The following is a 17,594-nucleotide window of genomic DNA, read 5'->3' as shown; positions in this document are numbered from 1 at the left end:
TTAGTGGCGAGGGAGCTTGCTCCCGTTCGTCTGCGAAGCAGACGCAAAATCGGTGACCGCGCTCTATCAGATACAGCGCGGTTAATGGCATCGGGAATCCCTCGGCCTCCAGCGGGAGCAAGCTCCCTCGCCAGAGATGAACATATGCCTAGAGCTGGCTCACCGGCTCTCGATTGTCGTCATCTTCGGCCGGTAAGCGAATCACGAACGGATGCTCAAGCGGCGCCAAAGGCGATGGCAGCTTGGCCGGGTCGACCGGGAAGAAGTGCGTAACGACATGACTGACATCGCCATCCTGATCGTTATGAATGGTCATCGAGCCCGGCGTGCGCAGTTTCGCCAGCCGGTCGCCGCTCAGCTTGAAGCTTTTGCTGAGCCCCTGATCATCCACCACCGGCGCCGGCAAACGGCGCTGGGCGAAGCTCTTGCTTTTGCGCTGTTGATAACGCGCCCACGTGATCAGGATCACCGCATTCAACAACGCCACCCACAGGTAAATCTGCAACGTGCCGAGGGCGTCGAAAAATGACGCATCAATGCGCGGGCCGTCATGGGTATCGATCAACGGCCACAAACCCCGCGCCAGCAAATACAGCAGACCGACCCAGGCGAGAACGGTGAGCAAAATATCGATCACGACCAGAAAGGGCCGCTGCCGGGTTCTGATGATTTTCATTTGATGACCTCCTCCTCTTCATCGTCATTCAGCGGCTTGATGCCCCGGTCCGGACTGACCCAGCGCGCACGCTTCTGATGTTGGCCGAACAGTACTTTGGGGAAGCTGACCAGGGTGGTGAACAAGCTGATAAGCCAGAACACCAGCGGATACCAGACCACCCAGAACATGGTCTTGCCGAGGCCCTTTTCATAACGGCGGTCGATCAGGATGCTGACCGCGAATTGCACCAGGCACACCACTGCCAACAGCAGCCCGGTAAACGCCGGCGGCATCAGGTGATCAACGGCAATGGCTGGCGGCATTTCGACGAACTTGCCAACGCCCCAGAAAATCACTGACAGCAGAAAGGTGAACGCCCAACCGGTGGACAGGCAATATTCGAACAGCAGCGGCCAGAGGTAACGATGGCGGTATTGCCAGATGCCACGGATGTTCTTGAACAGCACCTCGGCCCCGCCCTGAGCCCAGCGCAGACGCTGCTTCCACAGGCCGCCGAGGGTTTCCGGCATGAGGATCCAGCACAACGCGCGGGGCTCGTAGAAAATGCTCCAGTGATCCAGTTGCAGCTTCCAACTGATGTCGATGTCTTCGGTGATCATGTCCGGGCTCCAGTAGCCGACCCGGTTCAGCGCCGTGCGACGGAAGGCGACAATCACCCCGGAGACGGTAAAGATCCGCCCGAACACCCGTTGGGTGCGCTTGATCAGGCCGATGATCGACGAGAACTCGCCGACCTGCACGCGGCCGATCAAGGTCGAACGGGTGCGGATTCGCGGGTTGCCGGTCACGGCGCCCAGTCGCGCATTGTCGAGCATCGGCGCCACCAGATACGCCGCGGTGTTCGGCGCCAGCAACGCGTCACCGTCGATGCACACCAGGTACTCGCTGCGCGCCGCAATGGCGCCCATGCGCAGGGCCACGGCCTTGCCCTGGTTCTCCGCCAGGTGCAGCACCCGCAGACGCGGATCCTGCGCCGCCAGTGCATCGAGCACCGCGGCGGTGTTGTCCTTGGAGCCGTCGTTGATCGCGATCACTTCGATGTTCGGGTAATGCTGGGCCAGCGCCGCGTGGATGGTATCAGCCGCGTTGTCGCCCTCGTTGTAGCAAGGGATCAGGATCGAGATCAGCGGCTCGCCGGCCAGCGGTGGCGGCAAAGTGTTGTCCTGCCACGGCCAGTGCCGCTCCCAATGCAGCCAAAAATACAGGCCGCCGGCGATCCACAGTCCCGACATGAACAGTGGATAGAAGAACACGAAGTCCATCAGGAATTGCCCGGTGAGCAGAAAGATCAGCCCGAGGGGAACCCCAAGGACGATCGCCAGAACCAGCAGGGCTAAAAGTCTGTCCAGCATGTTATGGATTCCACTTGTTGGAGAGCGCGGGCCGCACGGTTTTCAGGTCCGGCTGGTTCTCGAGGAAGTTGTCCGGGTAGTAGCCGAAACTGGTGGCGCCCTGACGCTTGAGACGGCCCATCCAGTCAGCCAACTGCTCGCCGCCGATGTCGGCGTTGGTGTTTTTCGTCCAGTCGCGGGCCTGCAATTCGAACACCGTGCGGTTGAGTGCGCCGGGGCGCGATTTCACCGTCGCCACCAGCGTTTCGAGCCAAGGGCCGGATTGCTGGAGGCTCTGTTTTTCCATGAGTGGCATGGCCATTGGCGCCGTCCAGTCGTAGGCCCCCAGGAAGTCGTCGAGGTTCTGCGCGAACCACGCTTCGCTCTCGGGGTTGAGCATTGGCTCGGCGAAAATATTGCGCGCCGTTTTTACTTGCGGGCCACGAATGGCGCGGACCTTGGCGGTCAGCTCGTGAGTGAAATCAATCAGGTAGCGGCTCTTGAACCGCGTCCAGCGTTGCAAGGTCGCCGGATCGGCGCGCAGGGCGGCAATAGAACCGGGCAGACCGTTGGCGGCATAGACTTTCAAAGCTTCAGGGCCGGCGTCTTCGAAGTCCGAGAGCACGGCGTCATCGTGATAAAGAATGCCGTCGACCGAGGTCAGACGTGCCACGTCTTCGTAGATTTCACCGATGATGCGCCGCACGTTGGGATCGAATGGCGACAAGCGCTTGTACTGATCCGGATCGATCGACGTGGTAGCGGTTTTCGGGTCCCAGCGAGTGACCCGTGGCAACTTCGAGTCCAGGGCAAAACTCAGCACCGGCATCCAGGCATAGACTTTGACCTGAGCCCGAGTGCGCAACTGCCAGGCTACGCGGTCAAAGATATCGGCGCGCATCGGCAGGTGCCGGTTAGGGAAGTACAGCGAGCGCACCAGGCCATCGCCCGCTGGGTCGGCGAAAGCTTGCAGGAACACCGTGTTGGCGCCCATGTCGGCCATGCGCTGGATCAGTTTACCGAGGTTGATTTCCTGTTGGGCCGGGTCCGCGTCGTAGACGTTGTCCAGGTCCACATGCACCACACGCATCGGTGATTCGGTCTGCACCGAGACGATGCTGTTGGCAAAGCGTTCGCCATTCGGGTCCGAAGCCACCAAAAAGCGCGGGCTGCTCATCAAATTGTCGAGAGCATCGAGGCCGTCGTCCAGGGTCAGGGCCATCTGATAACCCTGATCGTTGATCACTTGCAGCGAGGTGCCATCCGCCGCGCCATATGGCCAGACCCAGACTCGCGGCTTGTAACCGGTGACCTTGCGGATTTTTTCCGAGATGGCCGCTACGTCGGTACGCATCCGCGCCTGAAATTGGGCTTCGGTTTCATAGCGTCCGGTGGTGGCGTCATAACGCCGGGTCGCGGCCGCCGGTTGCAGGTTGCCTTGCGGGTTGGCCAACACGCCTTTGTGGCTGGCGTCGGTGTGGGCGGCGATTTCCACCAGACCGGACCGGGAAATCTCGCGGATCTGTTCCCAGGTCAGGAAGTCCGAACGCTTGCGCGGTGTACCGGCGAAATCCACTGGCTGGTTCAGCGGCGTATCGATCCAGACACCGACCGGTGCCAGCAAGGCATGCCAGTTATAGGCGCGCAGCACTGGCAACACGCGGGTGTAGAAGCTCGAGTAACCGTCATCGAAACTCAGCATGATCGCCCGGGGCGGTAGTTCAGGGCCGCCGTTGCGAGCCGCCATGACTTGGTCGATGGTGACCGGTTTGTAGTTGTTCTCCCGCAGCCACGCCAGTTGCTCGATCATGCGCTCGGTGCGCACGGCCACTACCGCTTGATCGGGATCGCGGTCTTCGACATCGTGATAAGCAATCCCGAGTACGTGGTTTTTCGGCCACGGCTTTTCATTGGCCGCCACCGGGCGTTCGGACGGCGGTGCGAAGGCCGGGGCTTGCTGGGCGCAGGCGCTGATCAACAGCGCTCCCAGCAGAAGGATGAAACGCGAAATAAAAGGCATCTTCAAACTCTTCTAGAAGCGGTAAGTGAGGTCGACGAGCAGGCGCAGATCGGTTTCGCGGTCACCGTCATAAGGCCGGTTGATCACGCTCAGCAGACCGCCCACCTCCAATACGTCGTTCCAGCTGTAGCGCTGGCCGTAACCCAGCAGGCCGACGCCGCCGGTCCCGTGATCACGCTGGCTATAGGTGCCCGCACCCGCCTGGAACTGCTGGCTCCAGGAGGTTTCGTAGCGGTGATAGAGCACGTGGTTGACGTTCACCGTCGGCAGCACGCTGAAGTCGGATTTGGGGTTGAAGTACGGCACGTCGCTGGAGCTGGAGTTATGGCTGCTGCCGACCTCCAGGCCGAGGTCGACCTGCAGTCCAGGCGCTCGATAAACACCCTCGCGACCGGTGAGCAAGGCTTCGACACGATTGTTGCCATCGCTGAAATGCGAGGGGCTGACCGCCAGTCTCCACTCGCGGCTCTCATTGGCGCGCCAACGGATGAAACCGCTGCCGCCGTTCGCGGTAATGTCGCTGTTCAACGCCCGCAGCGGCGTCTGCGCCGACAGGTATTCGAGGCTGCCGCCGTACTGCCAGTGATCGTCGATGTCTCGGGCAATCGCCAGGCGAGCGCCCTGTTTGTTACCGAAGCCATAGGAATGGTTGGAGACTTCCGCTTCCAGGGTCATGTCGCGGGTTCGACGCTCAAGCCCGACGCGCTGAAAGCGATGGTGACCGGTACCTTCCTGGAAATCGCCGGTGGCATAACCGGCACCGGCGAACAGACGCCAGTCTTCATCGATGGGTGGGCTGTACAGCGTGGATTCGATGCCGAAATCGCGACTGCCGTTGACCGCCCCGGCGCCGCCGTTGCCCCCGCCATAACTCTTGCCGCCATAGGCCTCCACCCGCAGCTCGGCCATGTCATGGACTGCACGCTGACGCTGCAAACGCTGCACCTGACGGTTGTTCGGATAGCGCGCGACCACATCGTCGGTCAGCGCATCCATCTGCCGCCATTCCTGCAGATCCATGGCGGTGTGGCCTTGCGCAATTTCCAGGCCGATGTCCCGTGGCGCCATGCTCTCGGCTTCCTTGAGCTGATTTTCGGCGCGTCGTGGCCAGTCCCGAGCCAGGTACAAATCGGCCTGGGCCAGACGCAGGCCGAGGTTGCCGGGCGCCTGCTCCACCAGCGTCTGCAAACGCTGCTCACCCGACGGCAGGTCAGCGCCATAGGTGCCGGCCTGGGCAGCGAGTTGCTGCGCGTCCATCCATTCATCGTTGGGATTGCCCACCGGCAAACCCTTGAGCTCGACGCGCGGCTTCTGAGTCTTGGCCAGGTCTTCGGCGATCTGACGCGCTTCATCGGCCTTATCGCTTTCGAGCAAGGCGTAATAGAGCGCGGTGCTGTCTTCCAGGCGGTCGCCGACATCGGCATCCGGCGCCACCAGCACCTGACGATACAAATCGGTGGCGATTTCTGGCTGACGCTGGTCCAGATAGGACGACGCCACCCAACGCAGGGCGTAGGTCGGAATCTTCACGCCTTCGGCGAGCAGCTTCTGGTATTCGGCGATCACATCAGCGGTGCGCGCACGGGCCTTGAGGGCGCCCATGCGATCGATTCGCCAGCGGATGACGTCATCGTGGGCCTGAGGATCAGGCGTCCAGGTCGCCAGTAACTGGTCGTAATCGGCCAGCGCCCGATCAGCGATCACATAACGTTCTTTTTCGCTGCGAGTGGCCAGCTCGGCCAACCGCACACGCTCTGCGGCCAGATCACCTTCAAGACGTCGCAGCGTGACCGGATCCAGCAACCCCGGCCGCTGACGCGCCAAGCGCAAAGCCGGTTCCGGCAAACGGGCGCGTTGCAGGGCAATCACGTATTCCCGAGCGACGTCGGGCTTGCTGCCGGCGCGGATGAAGGCCTGGTCGTATTCAAACAATGCATCGTAGGTGGCACCGGCGCGGGTCAAGGCGTAGGCCAAGGCCAGGCGGCGGGAAGGATCATCCGGTTTCGCCGCCACCAGCGCCCTGGCGCGGGCAACCGCCTCGTCAGGTTTACCGGCGTCGGCCTGAGTCATCGCCAGCCCCAGCTGCAGGTCGGCATTTTGCGGTTCAAGAGCCAGAGCCTTGTTGTACACCTGGGTCGCCGAGTCCCAGCGCTTGAGGTTGCGATAGGCGCGCGCGGTGGCGGTCAGGGCCTGAACCGGCAACGCCCGATTGTGCCCCTGGGTTTCATAGATCTGGACCACTTCGGCATCCAGCCCCGCCCAGCTGGCGATCTGCAAGTGATCGCTGATCTGGCCAGTGGTGGCCTGGCTTACCGGCACCTGACGCAGCGCGGTTAGCGCAGGCGTGTAATTGCCGGCCCGGGCATCGCGAACCATTTGGTCGTAGGGGGTGTCGGCGAGCGCCGGCATCGGCCACAGCAACTGGCCGCAGAGCGCAACGCGAAACAAGGGGCGCAAGCCACGATGAATAAAGGGACCAGCAAAACACGGCATTCGTCAGCATCCTTACATGGCTAGCCGGGTCGCAATGTCCCTTGCCCATTCGTAACGAGAAAAGCCAGGTCGAAAGACCCAGCCAAGCTTTATCGACACAGTCTTGCATGCAAGCGTAGTCGATTATTTAGAACACAATAATTATTCAGATTCCTGACGCTCGGGCTTTCTCTGGTGCCAGTCAGTCCAGCGCAATCCATGTGGGAGCGGGCCTTGATTGACTGCATTGGAACCTCCTCCCCCTCTCCTCGTTTCGAAAACCCCAGACAGCAAAACGCCCGGCGTCCGCGTGTTGCAGAGGCCGGGCGTTGCGCTGAAGCCTGCGATTTACTGGATGGTGACGTTGCCAGTGCCGCCGAGTTTGCTCATTACGAAGCCGACAAACTCCTCCAGGGTCATTTTCTGGCCGTTGAAGTCCACCTGATTATTGGCGTAGTGCAGTTTGGTGACGACGTTGTTACCGTCCAGTTTTGCCAGTTGCGTGCCGACCGCCATGCTGCCGAACATGTCGGCGGTTGCACTCGCCTGATCGGCAATGAGCTTGGCGTCGGTCTGGCCGTCGATTTGCGACTGCACGGTGAGCACGTCAACGAGCATTGGCTTGGACACCAGTACGTTGAAGTCCAGCAGCGCGATCAATTGCTTGACCAACTGGTCTGGGGGCAGGTCCATGGACTGCGGTTTGGTCAGGTCCAACACCAGATTGGCGCGGCTTTCGCCGTTGCTGGTATTGAAGGACAGGTTTTCCAGAGCCACCTGCGGGCCGGCGGCCAGCAGTTTCTCCAGGCCGGTCTTGACCTGTGCCTCTTCGGCCGGGGTCAGGTTCAGCTCCGGCGCCGGTTCACCCGCGGCAGCGGCTTCAGCGGCGGCCCGCTCGTACGGTTGCAGTTTGGTCTGGTAGATCTGCATCAGCGACAGCGTCGACGGGATGTCGAGATTTTTCAGGCTCATGGCCAACTGCGCGGAACCGATAACCTTGCCGTTCAAGGACACTTCACCGACCTTGTAATCGGCACGCCCCGAAGCGTTGGTGCCCGATTCCTCGGTCTTGTTCTTCATTTCAAAATTCTTGAAACCGAGTACCGATTGCTTGGGACCAAAGGTGGTTTTACTGTTGGTCAGCTCGAGGGTGTTGTCGCCGACGTAATAGCCGTAGGTGCTTTTGTTCAGGTTACTGGCCAGGGTCAAGCCGTTGAGTTCGACCTGCACCGGGGTCTGATCTTCGGCCACGGTGGTCAGCTTCAGGCTGTCCATGTAACCGTCAGCCTTGACCTTTTGCGCCTGGGCGCTGGCAGCCACGTCGAGTTTCAACCCGGAGAACGTCAGATTGGACTTGTCATCCAGTGCTGCTTCCAGCGGCAGAAATTCGAGGGTGCCCTTGGTGGAGTTGTCGTAGCCGATGTTGACCACGCCTTTGACCGGGGAATTGTCCTTGGCGGCCGCGAACCACTTCTCGGTCAGCGGAGTCTTTTCCAACTCGTAGTGACTGGTGGCCAGGACCGGCAACCATTTCAGCGATACCAGACGCGAGAACGGCAGCGGACCGTGTTCGATGCGGTCGACGAACAGCAACTCGACCGGCGCTTCACCAAACATCTCGCCTTCGCCCTTGAGGCGGTAGTGCGCGGTGCTGCTGAACACATGGCGGTCCAGCGACACCAGCTCCAGCGACGCCGTGCCGTTGGAACCAGCCAGCGCGGCTTGCAGCTCTTTGTTGGCGTCGGCGATCGAGGTGTTCAGCACCCCATCGATTTTGCTGCCGGTGTACCACGCACCGCCGGCACTGATTGCACCGATAGCCACGACAATTCCTAGAAGCACGCCTGCTGATTTATTCATGAAGTACCCGTCAATGTCCGTTGTTGAAAGTGTGGTCGTCTTCCCTGAACCCATGACGGGTTGCGGTCACGACTGCGCTAAAAGTGGGAAGGAGATTAGCATTTGCGCCGCAAAGCGGCCCAATGATTAAAGGTGAAAGAGTGTCTATCGACCGCGCAGAAGAGGCGAGAGTTTCGGCGGCTGTAAGATTGCCATCGCGGGCAAGCCCGCTCCCACAAGGATTGCGCTGAACCTGTGGGAGCGGGCTTGCCCGCGATGACGTCAGTCCAGCCAACCTCAATTCACGAATACTGCACTTCAATTTCATCAAGCTGATGATCGAAGCTTTTCAACCGAGCGGTCCACGTATACACCAGCACTTCAAAATCCCGATTGATCACCGCCCCGCCGGTCACTTCCGCGCGCGGGTCGCAGAAATCCAGCTGATAGCGTTCACGGGCCATGGCGTTGGCGACATCAGACAACTCTCGCGCATTGTTGAGCCAGTGCCACCCCTCGTCGGCCACTTGCTTGTCCAGCGCCAGGCATTGTTTTTTCAAGGTTTCGAGGCTTTTTTCCAGCGGCGTACCGGTGAGTTCGCCCATGACTTCCTGGAACGTACGCCCCGGTTGCCAGTAACTGCCCCAGAAATACCGATCGAACACCGTTTCGACACGACGCAAAGCCACCTTGGTGTCCCAGATCTGCACCAGAATCTTGCCTTGTTCGAGTTGTCGTTTCTTGATGCGCTGGCCCTGTAATGAAGCCCAGGCGACCACCACGATAGCCATCACGGCGATCAACGCCACCGCGCTGTCGAGGAATATCAGCGCCGTATCGAGCTGGTGGGCCAGCATGACGCCGTAGAAATAGGTGGCCGACAGCAAAACCAATGCCGCAATGGCGCACCAGAAGCCGGGAGCATAAGGGTTTTTCATTATTAGATCCCCATGACCAACGCAAGCCTGATCGATGGGTTCGCCGCGCGCCCCCACCAACTCAAAGCATAGCAACGGCCTCAGGGTTTGCCGGGTTGTGACCCTTGCGTTCGTCCGCTTTCCCAGCCGCCGCCCAAAGCCAGGAACAAATCGATCTGGCTCATGGCGACTTGGGTGTTGGCCGAGGCCAGTTGCGCCCGTACGTCGGTGTAGGTGCGGGTGGCTTGCAGGTCCGCCAAAAACGACGCGCGGCCGGCCTGAAAGAAGCGGTGGGTCTGATCTGCCGCCAGTTGCGCCGATTGCTCGGCATCTGTCAACGCATCGCGGCGCTGAAGCTGCGCGGAATATTGCGCCAGGCCGGTCTGAGTCTCGCGGATGGCGTTCAGCACCACGCCATCGAAATGCGCCAGCGCGCCTTGGGTCGCTGCTTCGGCCTCACGGATTCGTGCGCGGGAGCCATTGGACGGCACAGTCCAGCTCAGCAACGGGCCGAAGCCCCAACGATTGGTCGCCGGTTTGCCGAGGTTTTCCAGAATCCCGACCGTGCCAACGGTCGCGCCGATGCTGATGTCCGGGTACAACTCGCCGGTTGCAATCCCGATCCCGGCGGTTGCCGCCGCCAAACTGCGCTCGGCCTGCCGCACGTCGGGTCGACGCTTGAGCAGCGTGGCGCCGTCACCCACCGGCAACAATTGCGCAATTTTTGGCAGCTCGGCGCAATCGCTGGTGCCCGCCGGCAATTGCTCGACCGGTTTGGCCAGCAGCATCGATAAGCGGAACAATCCGGCCTGACGTGCCGCTTCATAACGCGGCAATTCGGCGCGCAAGGATTTGAATTGGGTTTGCGAACGGGTGACCTGGGTTTCATCGCCGCGTCCGGCATCGCGCAAGCGCTGGGTCAGCGTGGTGCTCTGGGCTTGCAGATCGAGGGAATGCTGAGCGATCTCCCGCTCTTCGTTGGCCGCGCAGACTTGGGTGTAAGCCCGCACCACATCGGCCACCAACGTGATACGCGCGGTGTCCGCTGCCGCCTGAGTCGCATCGGCATTGGCTTTGGCCGCTTCGATGCCGCGCTGCAAGGTGCCGAACAGGTCGAACTGATACGAGGTCGTGATGCCGATATCGCCAACGTTGGCCACTGGCACTTTCTCCGGTAGCAAGAACGCTTCGCCGGACTCCTGCAAACGCTGGGCGCCGACCTTCACGCCGCCGCTCCAACCGCCCGCCGCCTGCGCTTCGTCGACCTGAGCGCGAGCCCGCGAAAGATTCGCCGCCGCCACCCGCAAATCGGTGTTGGAGGCCATGGCCTGCTGCACCAATTGGTCCAGTCGCGGATCCTGATACAAACGCCACCAATCGCTGGGCACCGGTGCCGAGACGACATTCTTGCCGTTCACCGCCAGATCACCCTGAAAGTCGTCACGGTGCACGGCGGCCTCGTCCGGCAAGTGATAATCCGGCCCGACCACCTGACACGCCGACAGCAACAGCCCTAAACCGGCCACCGCCAAACCCGAGGCCCTGCTCATTGCGCCGGCTCCCGGGTTTGATCGTCGATGATCGACACCGTGGCCGTGCGGCCGGCAATCATGCGGAAGTCCGCCGGCACCTCGTCGAAAGCGATTCGCACTGGAATCCGCTGCGCCAGCCGCACCCAGCTGAACGCCGGATTGACGTTGGGCAACAAATTGCTGCCGCTGCTGCGGTCGCGGTCTTCGATACCGGCGACGATGCTTTCCACGTGCCCGCGCAGCCGAGCGCGGTCGCCGACGACCCGAATATCGACGCCTTGGCCGACATGAATGCCGTCCAGTTTGGTTTCTTCGAAATAACCGTCGATGTGGAACGAATTGCTGTCCACCACCGACAACACCGGCCGCCCGGCGGTGACGAACTCCTGGGAACGCGGCGCACGGTCGTTAACGTAACCATCCACCGGGCTGCGGATCAGCGAGCGGTCGAGGTTGAGCTGGGCGCTGTCCACCGCCACCTGCGCCTCCATTAACGCCACTTCGGCGCGGGCGACACGGGATTGGCTCTCTTCCAGTTGCTCGGCCGGGACCAGGTTGCCGAGGCCACGGTTACGCTTGGCTTCGCGCTGGGCCTGGGCCAGGGTTTCCTGACGGTCGGCGACGGCAGCCTTTGCCTGGCGCAACGCCAGTTTGAAACGATCCTGATCGATGCTGAACAGCACCTGGCCACGTTTCACCCATTGGTTGTCGCGCACCTCCACTTGCTGGATCAGCCCCGACACGTCCGGGGCGATCTGCACGATGTCGGCGCGGATGTGCCCGTCCCGGGTCCAGGGCGCGAACATGTAATACATGACCATGCGCCAGACCACGACAACGGCGAAGGTCACGATCAACAGCGTCAGGACCACGCGGCCGAGGGTCAAAAAAGGTTTTTTCATGTCATCAGGTATCGACTGAGTGAGTCCACGGCGCCGAGGAGCAAGGCGTAGAGACCCACGTTGAACAATGCCCGGTGCCAGACCAGACGGTAAAAGTGCAGGCGCGTCAGCAACCCGTGCACCAACAGGTACAACACGTAGGTAATGCCCATCAGCACCAGCAGCGTGGGCAGAAACACCCCGCTGATATCCAGATCACCGATCATAAAGGCGCTCCATCGATGCCATGGGGAAGCGGTTCTTCGAGCTCGCCTGTGCCGACGAACTCCACACCCGGCAGTAAGGCCAGGCGCAAGCCGCTCAGGGCGTGCAGCAAATGCAAACGGGCGCCGTCGTCGCACTCGGTATCGAGGGCGCGACGGGTGCGGTCGAGGGTCATCAGCAACGGGCTCGGCGCTGGCAAGCGTTCGTCTGCCTTGAGGCACGCTTTGAAGTACTCGCCGACTTCGCCCACCACTTGTTGCAGCAGCACCTGCGGCACGCCCACCACACGCGGCGTATAGGCCAGCAAGTCGAGCAGATTCAACGCCACGCGAACTTCCCGCAGTGCAATCCCGGTGTCCTGGCCGGTCATGGCCAGCCGCGGCAAGTGCTGCATCAGACGATCGAGGATTTGCACGCCCAATTGCCGGTGTTCGGCCAACGAAGCCGGCTCGGTGAGGCTGACGATGTCGCGCCAGCTGAAACGGGTCAGGCGCTTGGCCGCCAGTTCCGCGCCGAATGGCCGGGCGATCAGGGTCCAGATAAACGCGAACAGCAAGCCCACGGGCCCGGCCAGGTTGGAGTTGGCGAAGCTGAGGAAATCTGCGTCGTAGGCGCCCTGAATGCTGATGAAGGACGACGTGTTGACAATGGTCAGCAACATGCCCAGGTAGAAACGTGGCTGCACCGTCAGGGTGCCAACGCAGATGAACGGGATGGCGAATGCCAGCACCAGCATCGGGAAGTCATGCAGGTTCGGCAGGATCAGAAACAGATAAAGGCTGGCGAACAGTACCGACATCGCGGTCCAGAAAAAGAACCGGAAGATCTGCGGCGCCGGGTCGTCCATCGAAGCGAAAAAACTGCACGCCACCGCCGCCAGGATTACTGCGCTGCCGCCGTCAGTCCAGCCGAGCAAAATCCACAGCACCGAGGCGACGATAATGGCGGTGACCGTGGACGCGGCCGAATAGAGCATCAACCCACGGTCGAGAAACGGTGACAGCCGACCGAGGCGCCAGTGCCGATACACCGCGCGCCAACTGTCCTGGCTCTCGCACTGAATGGCGTATTGCAGACTGCGGCAGTCTTGCCACACATCGATCCATTCGCCGAGGCGATACAGCGCGTTGGAGAACAGCAACTGCTTGCGATCCTCCAGCGCCTCGGCATTCGGTTGCAGCGCTTCAAGCTGGTTTTTCAGGGCCTGCCAGCGGTCGAGGTCAGCGTCTTTGTAGTCGAGCCATTCGGTGGTCGCGGCCAGCAGTGGCGCGAACTTATCCACAAGCTCCGGCGTGCGTCGCTCAAGGGCATAGAGCGCATCGTCGAGGGCATCGATCACCGGCAACAGGTGGATCATTCGCCCGCGCAGTTCCTTGGTATTACGCACTGTCTGCGGCTGCGCGCCCTCGTGAGGCAACTGACCGATCATCAATTCCAGGCTGTTGAAGTTCGCCACCATCGATGAACGCAGGGCGCTGACTTCGTCCGGCTGCACGTTGCGACCGAGGAAGCGCAGGCTGTAAATCGAGGCATCGGCGAACCATTTATTCACCGAATCGTTGAACACCGGCGCCAGCCGCCGTGGCCAGAACATGGCACCGACCACCGCCGCACAGGCAATGCCGAGAAAGATCTCTTCGGTGCGCGCCTCGGCCACGTCCCATACCGCCAGCGGGTTATCCACCACCGGCAGGGCGATCAGCGGCAAGGTGTAACCGGCGAGCATCAAGGCGTAGCTGTTGGCGGTGCGCAGGTGCAGGGACAGGAACAGCAAAATCCCGGTCCACAGCGCGATGACCACCACCAGTACATAAGGGCTTTGCACAAACATCGGCACGAAAAAAACCGCTGCCGCCGCTCCGAGCAAAGTGCCAATGGCGCGGTACAACGCCTTGGAACTGGTAGGGCCGACGAACGGGCTGGAAACGATGTACACCGTGGCCATCGCCCAATATGGACGCGGCATTTGCATGAGCATGGCGATGTACAGCGCGATCATCGATGCCGCGAACGTGCGCACACCGTAGAACCAGTCTCGCGCCGGGGGCACGCTAGTGAAGAATCCGCTCAAGGGTGGGCCACCGCAGGATGGTTGGCCGCTTCGAAAGCTTTCAGTACCCGCAGCGCCGCTTCCAGATCACTCGGGGCGATCCCTTCGAGCACTTCATGGCGCAAACGCACCAACTCGATTTCGACTGCCTGCACCAGTTCGCGACCGGTCTCGGTCAGGCTCAGGCACTTGGCGCGACGGTCATGGGTGTCTTCGGTACGACACACGTAACCGGCATGGCACAGCTGATCCAGCAAACGCACCAGAGAAGGACTCTCCATCCCCGCCGCTTGCGCGACCGTCACCTGCCGCACACCCTCGCCCAAACGCCCGATCATCAACAGCGGGACGGCGCAGGCTTCGGAGATTCCATAGTTGACCAGCGTGGTCTGACAGATCTTCCGCCAATGCCTGGCGGCCACCACCATGGAGCTGCTGATGTTCATCTGGAGAGCGTCGAGGTTCTTTGGCACGAGGGGATGCACACACTGTTAGTTTGCTAACTATCAATATGGCATTGGCGGGGAAAGCTGGTCAAGTTTTGAAACAATTTACCGCCGTCTGTCGTGACAATCCCGTTTGAACCAAAGAGAGTAGTGAAGATGTATATACTTCGTCAGTACATATTCCGAGGACTTGGACATGTCGAAACAAGCCGTTTTTACGATGAAACTCGAACCCGAATTGCGTGAACAGTTCATGGCCGAAGCAGAAGCTTCTCATCGTCCTGCCTCTCAAATCGTCAGGGAAATGATGCGTCAATTCGTTCAAACCCAACGAGAATCGCGCGAGTACGAAGCATTCCTGCAACGTAAGGTCGACAAGGCCCGAGTGTCCATGCGCGCTGGGGATGGCCTGACAAATGAAGAAGTTGAAGCAGAATTCACTGCCAGGCGAGTGCGAGCAGCTATACAAGAATGAAAATAATCTGGACGCCAACAGCAGCACAGGATCGTGCAGACATTTGGGATTACCTGCATGCCGTCAACCCGCAAGCCGCCATCGACATGGACAACCGCTTCAAAGACGCGATATCCCGCATTGCCCAATACCCTGAAAGCGGCCCTGTCGGAATCATTGCAGGTACCCGCGAGTTAATTCCACATCAGAGCTATCGCGTCGTTTATGAATTGGGGCCAGCTGCGATCTGGATACTCGCTCTAGCGCATACGTCCCGACAGTGGCCACCAGAAAGATGATTGTTACACCCCCCGCCCCTTCCTCAGCATTACATCCAGCTGATCCACCACCTCCGCCCAATCCGCATCATCCAGAATCTCCTCACGCAGCAGCTCTGCCTGGCTCTCGCTCCAGAAAAACGCGTCCGCCAGGTGCAGCTCGGGTTTGAGCGGTGAATGGGTAGCGATGAATTTATCGATGCTTTCGGCGTCATCAGGCAGGCCGAGTTGTTTGAAGAGAGATGGGAGGCTGTGGGTAGGGGATTCCATGTCGGGTTCCTTCGTAATGGCTGAATGGGGGTGACCGCTACGCGGTCAATCGCGGGCAGGCTCGCTCCCACAGGGTTTTCGCAATTCCTGTGGGAGCGGGCTTGCCCGCGATTGACGACAACACTACGCCGACAGACTCAACTCGCACACCTCGGCATGCGGCACCATTTTCAAGAATTCCGGCACGCTCATGTGTACCAGATTGTTGTGGTTGCCGGCTTCGAGGTAGATGTCTTTCTGCCGGGTCAGCTGTGGGTCGATGATCATGTCCATCCCGTAGGATTCGCCCAGTGCAGGCACGGCGCCGCGTTCGCAATCGTCGAACAAGTGCGGCAGGTTGCTTTCCCGGGTGACTTGCCATTCGCTGCTGCCACGGACTTTGCTCAGGTCCAGGTGACGACTGGCGGGCAGCACGGCCATCAGGTAATGCCCGTGACGATCGTCGAGGATCACCGATTTGGCGACCCGTTCGGCAGGAATGCCCGCGAGCCGAGCCGTTTCAAGGCTGCTGGCCGAGTGCGGGTGAGAAACGATGTCATATTCGCAGTGAGCCTTGTCCAGGCTGTTCTGCACGGTTTTTGCCATACGCATGATGCACCTCGGTGTCCGCAGCAACGAATCGCGGACGGTGGTTAGCTTTTGGTCTCCCTTAAAAGTCTAGGCCCGCTGGTGGGATCCGGCGGGAAATCCGCCCGTCGGACGCTGTCGACAACTGGTCAAAATTCATACAAGTGCAGGCTCAACTAGACTTGTATACAGAGCTACGAACAGCTCGCGGACGGATGACTCTCCCGGAGGGTCAAGTGAACACTCGTTGCTGTGCAATTGCGCTGCTGTTGGCCTTGAGCGGATCGGTCTTCGCAGCGGACACCGTCGTCCTGCTGGTTCCCAACCCTATCGGGATCTGGCTGATCACGTTCGGCATAGCGTTTCTGATTGCCGAGGCGGCCTTGCCCAATTACGGCGTGGTCGGGCTGGGCGGCATTGTGATGTTCGTGATCGGCGCGGTGATTCTGACCAATACCGAGGTCCCTGTTCCCTTGATGATCGGCCTGGGATTGATCAGTTCTTTGCTGCTGATTTTCCTGCTGATCCACGCCTTGAAAACCCGACCGCGCCGCAACGTCAGCGGCGATGACGAATTACTCGGCAGCGTGACGCCGGTAACGTCGTTGCAGGCTGGCGATGCGTATATCGGCTGGGTCCATCTGCAAGGCGAACAATGGCAGGTACTGAGCGAAACACCGCTGCAACCGGGTCAACAGGTCCGGGTGGTGGCACGCAAGGGTCTACTGCTGAAAGTGGCCGCGGCTGACGCGGTGCCCGCAATGAACAATGATGGCGGAGGATAGTCATGGGCCTGCAACTGGGTTTTGCCGCGCTGCTGCTATTGCTGATTGCACTGGCGGGGTCGACCTTCCGCATCCTGCGCGAATACGAACGCGGCGTGGTGTTCCAGCTCGGACGCTTCTGGCAGGTCAAAGGCCCTGGCCTGATCCTGCTGATTCCGGTGGTTCAGCAAATGGTTCGTGTCGACCTGCGTACTGTGGTGCTCGACATACCGCCACAAGACGTGATCACCCGCGACAACGTCTCGGTCAAGGTCAATGCGGTGCTGTATTTCCGCGTGCTCGATCCGCAAAGGGCGATCATTCAGGTCGAAGACTTTCTCATGGCCACCAGTCAACTGGCCCAGACCACATTGCGGGCGGTGCTCGGTAAACATGAACTCGATGAGTTGCTGGCCGAGCGGGAACGCCTGAACGTCGACGTCCAGCAAGTGCTCGATGCTCAGACCGATGCCTGGGGCATCAAGGTGGCCACCGTCGAGATCAAGCACGTGGACCTCAACGAATCGATGATTCGCGCCATCGCCAAACAGGCCGAGGCCGAACGGGAACGTCGGGCCAAGGTGATCCACGCCGAAGGCGAATTACAGGCCTCGGAAAAACTCATGCAAGCCGCTGAAATGCTCGGCCGCCAGCCGGGTGCCATGCAATTACGTTACATGCAGACGCTGAGTTCGATTGCCGGGGACAAGAGTTCGACCATCGTTTTCCCGCTGCCGATCGAGTTGCTCAAGGGGATGGCGGATTTGTCGTCGAAACCTTGATGCACCGATGACCTGTGGCGAGGGAGCTTGCTCCCGCTCGGCTGCGTAGCAGTCGTAGATTTTTGGGGCGCTTCGCACCCCAGCGGG

17 protein-coding genes are annotated in these 17,594 nt (G+C 60.6%); 4 read left to right on the top strand and 13 right to left on the bottom strand.

Annotated elements, in window-relative coordinates; all coding sequences use genetic code 11:
* Window positions 1-148 precede the first annotated feature (148 nt).
* From pgaD to ACZ3HH_RS03385, 11 genes are all read right to left on the bottom strand, one after another.
* Window positions 149-676, bottom strand: coding sequence for a poly-beta-1,6-N-acetyl-D-glucosamine biosynthesis protein PgaD (gene pgaD / locus ACZ3HH_RS03435; RefSeq protein WP_465802770.1), 528 nt, complete (start codon window positions 674-676; stop codon window positions 149-151).
* Complete coding sequence (pgaC, locus tag ACZ3HH_RS03430; RefSeq protein WP_465802769.1) at window positions 673-2,031, bottom strand: poly-beta-1,6-N-acetyl-D-glucosamine synthase; 1,359 nt, start codon at window positions 2,029-2,031, stop codon at window positions 673-675. Before pgaC ends, pgaD begins: the two co-directional genes overlap by 4 nt.
* A 1-nt stretch (window position 2,032) precedes the next feature.
* Window positions 2,033-4,030 (bottom strand): poly-beta-1,6-N-acetyl-D-glucosamine N-deacetylase PgaB, encoded by a 1,998-nt coding sequence (gene pgaB / locus ACZ3HH_RS03425; RefSeq protein WP_465802768.1) that lies wholly within the window; start codon window positions 4,028-4,030, stop codon window positions 2,033-2,035.
* 12 nt (window positions 4,031-4,042) lie between these two features.
* Window positions 4,043-6,523 (bottom strand): poly-beta-1,6 N-acetyl-D-glucosamine export porin PgaA, encoded by a 2,481-nt coding sequence (gene pgaA / locus ACZ3HH_RS03420; protein ID WP_465802767.1) that lies wholly within the window; start codon window positions 6,521-6,523, stop codon window positions 4,043-4,045.
* A gap of 327 nt (window positions 6,524-6,850) precedes the next feature.
* Window positions 6,851-8,362: a YdgA family protein gene (locus ACZ3HH_RS03415; protein WP_465802766.1), complete on the bottom strand. Its 1,512-nt coding sequence runs from the start codon at window positions 8,360-8,362 to the stop codon at window positions 6,851-6,853.
* 281 nt (window positions 8,363-8,643) lie between these two features.
* Entirely contained in the window at window positions 8,644-9,279 is a 636-nt protein-coding gene (locus ACZ3HH_RS03410) for an NADH:ubiquinone oxidoreductase subunit N (protein WP_465802765.1), read from the bottom strand.
* Between the two features lie 80 nt (window positions 9,280-9,359).
* On the bottom strand, window positions 9,360-10,808 hold the full coding sequence (locus ACZ3HH_RS03405; RefSeq protein WP_465802764.1) for an efflux transporter outer membrane subunit: 1,449 nt from the start codon (window positions 10,806-10,808) through the stop codon (window positions 9,360-9,362).
* Complete coding sequence (locus ACZ3HH_RS03400; RefSeq protein ID WP_465802763.1) at window positions 10,805-11,692, bottom strand: efflux RND transporter periplasmic adaptor subunit; 888 nt, start codon at window positions 11,690-11,692, stop codon at window positions 10,805-10,807. The genes ACZ3HH_RS03405 and ACZ3HH_RS03400 overlap by 4 nt, the downstream gene beginning before the upstream one ends.
* Complete coding sequence (locus tag ACZ3HH_RS03395; RefSeq protein WP_030128598.1) at window positions 11,689-11,898, bottom strand: DUF1656 domain-containing protein; 210 nt, start codon at window positions 11,896-11,898, stop codon at window positions 11,689-11,691. The genes ACZ3HH_RS03400 and ACZ3HH_RS03395 overlap by 4 nt, the downstream gene beginning before the upstream one ends.
* A complete protein-coding gene (locus ACZ3HH_RS03390) occupies window positions 11,895-13,967 on the bottom strand; it encodes an FUSC family protein (RefSeq protein WP_465802762.1) in 2,073 nt (690 codons plus the stop codon). Before ACZ3HH_RS03390 ends, ACZ3HH_RS03395 begins: the two co-directional genes overlap by 4 nt.
* Window positions 13,964-14,392 carry a MarR family winged helix-turn-helix transcriptional regulator gene (locus ACZ3HH_RS03385; protein ID WP_465802761.1) on the bottom strand — a complete coding sequence of 143 codons (429 nt, stop codon included), beginning with the start codon at window positions 14,390-14,392 and terminating at the stop codon, window positions 13,964-13,966. Before ACZ3HH_RS03385 ends, ACZ3HH_RS03390 begins: the two co-directional genes overlap by 4 nt.
* A 196-nt stretch (window positions 14,393-14,588) precedes the next feature.
* On the opposite strand from ACZ3HH_RS03385, the gene ACZ3HH_RS03380 reads away from it, so the two are divergent.
* Window positions 14,589-14,867 (top strand): hypothetical protein, encoded by a 279-nt coding sequence (locus ACZ3HH_RS03380; protein ID WP_008068580.1) that lies wholly within the window; start codon window positions 14,589-14,591, stop codon window positions 14,865-14,867.
* On the top strand, window positions 14,864-15,145 hold the full coding sequence (locus tag ACZ3HH_RS03375; protein WP_465802760.1) for a type II toxin-antitoxin system RelE/ParE family toxin: 282 nt from the start codon (window positions 14,864-14,866) through the stop codon (window positions 15,143-15,145). Before ACZ3HH_RS03380 ends, ACZ3HH_RS03375 begins: the two co-directional genes overlap by 4 nt.
* 3 nt (window positions 15,146-15,148) lie before the next feature.
* Here ACZ3HH_RS03375 and ACZ3HH_RS03370 read toward each other — a convergent pair whose 3' ends face one another.
* Together ACZ3HH_RS03370 and ACZ3HH_RS03365 are read right to left on the bottom strand one after the other, a co-directional pair.
* Window positions 15,149-15,394, bottom strand: a complete 246-nt coding sequence (locus ACZ3HH_RS03370; RefSeq protein WP_007899563.1) for a DUF2789 domain-containing protein — start codon at window positions 15,392-15,394, stop codon at window positions 15,149-15,151.
* A gap of 123 nt (window positions 15,395-15,517) precedes the next feature.
* Window positions 15,518-15,985, bottom strand: coding sequence for an aminoacyl-tRNA deacylase (locus tag ACZ3HH_RS03365; RefSeq protein WP_465802759.1), 468 nt, complete (start codon window positions 15,983-15,985; stop codon window positions 15,518-15,520).
* A 212-nt stretch (window positions 15,986-16,197) separates the two neighbouring features.
* On the opposite strand from ACZ3HH_RS03365, the gene ACZ3HH_RS03360 reads away from it, so the two are divergent.
* Both ACZ3HH_RS03360 and ACZ3HH_RS03355 read left to right on the top strand, forming a co-directional pair.
* Entirely contained in the window at window positions 16,198-16,746 is a 549-nt protein-coding gene (locus ACZ3HH_RS03360; protein ID WP_465802758.1) for an NfeD family protein, read from the top strand.
* A gap of 2 nt (window positions 16,747-16,748) precedes the next feature.
* Window positions 16,749-17,507, top strand: coding sequence for a slipin family protein (locus tag ACZ3HH_RS03355; RefSeq protein ID WP_258618729.1), 759 nt, complete (start codon window positions 16,749-16,751; stop codon window positions 17,505-17,507).
* Window positions 17,508-17,594 lie beyond the last annotated feature (87 nt).

It is taken from the genome of Pseudomonas sp. PME37.24/025 (genome assembly GCF_055556615.1).
This window is presented reverse-complemented; position numbering and strand designations above follow the sequence as displayed.

What these genes read in the sequence shown, in the direction of transcription:
- ACZ3HH_RS03365 (WP_465802759.1), bottom strand. Translation starts at nt 15,985, where the DNA reads ATGCGTATGGCAAAAACCGTGCAGAACAGCCTGGACAAGGCTCACTGC.
- ACZ3HH_RS03410 (WP_465802765.1), bottom strand. Translation starts at nt 9,279, where the DNA reads ATGAAAAACCCTTATGCTCCCGGCTTCTGGTGCGCCATTGCGGCATTG.
- ACZ3HH_RS03380 (WP_008068580.1), top strand. Translation starts at nt 14,589, where the DNA reads ATGTCGAAACAAGCCGTTTTTACGATGAAACTCGAACCCGAATTGCGT.
- ACZ3HH_RS03370 (WP_007899563.1), bottom strand. Translation starts at nt 15,394, where the DNA reads ATGGAATCCCCTACCCACAGCCTCCCATCTCTCTTCAAACAACTCGGC.
- ACZ3HH_RS03375 (WP_465802760.1), top strand. Translation starts at nt 14,864, where the DNA reads ATGAAAATAATCTGGACGCCAACAGCAGCACAGGATCGTGCAGACATT.
- ACZ3HH_RS03355 (WP_258618729.1), top strand. Translation starts at nt 16,749, where the DNA reads ATGGGCCTGCAACTGGGTTTTGCCGCGCTGCTGCTATTGCTGATTGCA.
- pgaA (WP_465802767.1), bottom strand. Translation starts at nt 6,523, where the DNA reads ATGCCGTGTTTTGCTGGTCCCTTTATTCATCGTGGCTTGCGCCCCTTG.
- ACZ3HH_RS03405 (WP_465802764.1), bottom strand. Translation starts at nt 10,808, where the DNA reads ATGAGCAGGGCCTCGGGTTTGGCGGTGGCCGGTTTAGGGCTGTTGCTG.
- pgaB (WP_465802768.1), bottom strand. Translation starts at nt 4,030, where the DNA reads ATGCCTTTTATTTCGCGTTTCATCCTTCTGCTGGGAGCGCTGTTGATC.
- ACZ3HH_RS03395 (WP_030128598.1), bottom strand. Translation starts at nt 11,898, where the DNA reads ATGATCGGTGATCTGGATATCAGCGGGGTGTTTCTGCCCACGCTGCTG.
- ACZ3HH_RS03385 (WP_465802761.1), bottom strand. Translation starts at nt 14,392, where the DNA reads ATGAACATCAGCAGCTCCATGGTGGTGGCCGCCAGGCATTGGCGGAAG.
- ACZ3HH_RS03415 (WP_465802766.1), bottom strand. Translation starts at nt 8,362, where the DNA reads ATGAATAAATCAGCAGGCGTGCTTCTAGGAATTGTCGTGGCTATCGGT.
- ACZ3HH_RS03400 (WP_465802763.1), bottom strand. Translation starts at nt 11,692, where the DNA reads ATGAAAAAACCTTTTTTGACCCTCGGCCGCGTGGTCCTGACGCTGTTG.
- pgaD (WP_465802770.1), bottom strand. Translation starts at nt 676, where the DNA reads ATGAAAATCATCAGAACCCGGCAGCGGCCCTTTCTGGTCGTGATCGAT.
- pgaC (WP_465802769.1), bottom strand. Translation starts at nt 2,031, where the DNA reads ATGCTGGACAGACTTTTAGCCCTGCTGGTTCTGGCGATCGTCCTTGGG.